Below are 1,120 nucleotides of genomic sequence, written 5' to 3'. Positions count from 1 at the left end.
GCACTACGATCATGATCCCGCTTCCTTCCACGCTGAGGATATGGCTGGCGGCCGGTGTAACCGATATGCGCCTGGGGATGCCCGGGCTGGCGTTGAAGGTCCAGGAAGCACTGGGTCGTGACCCTTTCGCGGGTGACGTCTATGCCTTCAGGGGCCGACGCGGCGACCTGGTGAAACTGATCTGGCACGATGGGATCGGCCTTTCCTTATATGCGAAGCGGATCGAGCGCGGGCATTTCCTGTGGCCTTCGGCAAAGGACGGAGCGATCCATCTCTCCCCGTCACAATTGACTTGTCTGCTGGAGGGTGTGGACTGGCGCAATCCGCAGAAAACATGGAGACCTGAACTGGCGGGATAATAAAAACCGCGCCAGGTCAGCATATACTGGTACCCTTTTGAGCGCCCATGTGATCAACTGCCTTCATGACGGGAGACACGGACGACATCATCGCCTTGCGCGCGGCACTTGCCGCTGCCGAGGCGCGTGCCGAGGTCGCGGAAGCCCGTGCGGCCAGCGCCGAAGCGCAGGTTGCCCATCTCAAACATCTTATCGCGCGGATGCGCCAGGACCGTTTCGGCGCCTCGTCGGAGCGGGGGCGCCGCCTGCTGGCCCAACTCGAACTCGAACTGGAAGAACTGGAGACGACGCTCGCCGAGGACGCGCCCGAAAATGCGGCGGATCCCGCTGTCCGCACGACAGCACCCCGGAGCAACCGGGGACGCCAGCCCCTGCGTGCCGACCTGCCGCGCGAGCGGGTCGTCATCCCCGCACCGACACAGTGTCCGTGCTGTGGCAGCGATCGTCTGAGCAAACTGGGGGAGAGCGTCACCGAGACGCTGGAGGTGATCCCGCGCCAGTTCAAGATGGGGTGGACGGCCTCCATGCGGCATCAATGTGCCATGCTGGGGTCGGAATGACCATTCAGAGGAGACCGCCCGGATGAAAATTACCATGATCGGCCTGGATATCGCCAAGTCCGTTTTTCAGGCGCACGGCACAGATGCAAATGGAAAATGTCTTCTTCGAAAATGCATTAATTTAGATAAATCAACGACTTATTTTTCAGTTTCTTGCGGTTTCCAAAAATCGGTTTCCATGCGGTTTACAGCCCCTTTCGC

Annotated in this window: 2 protein-coding genes; both read left to right on the top strand. The window is 60.2% G+C overall.

All coding sequences use genetic code 11. The features are described from left to right. On the top strand, window positions 1–359 hold a 359-nt coding region (tnpB, locus tag CFR80_RS18335; protein WP_373636560.1), incomplete at its 5' end, for an IS66 family insertion sequence element accessory protein TnpB. Window positions 360–424: 65 nt separating this feature from the next. Next, entirely contained in the window at window positions 425–919 is a 495-nt protein-coding gene (locus CFR80_RS18330; RefSeq protein WP_039733617.1) for an IS66 family transposase, read from the top strand. Window positions 920–1,120: the final 201 nt, after the last annotated feature.

The sequence above is a fragment of the Komagataeibacter oboediens genome (assembly GCF_003207815.1).
Taxonomy (GTDB): Bacteria; Pseudomonadota; Alphaproteobacteria; order Acetobacterales; family Acetobacteraceae; genus Komagataeibacter; species Komagataeibacter oboediens.
The sequence above is the reverse complement of the archived record's forward strand: the minus strand, read 5'-3'. Positions and strand labels throughout refer to the sequence as shown.

Excerpts from the sequence above, each read along its gene's own strand:
- CFR80_RS18330 (WP_039733617.1), top strand. The coding sequence starts at position 425 with ATGACGGGAGACACGGACGACATCATCGCCTTGCGCGCGGCACTTGCC.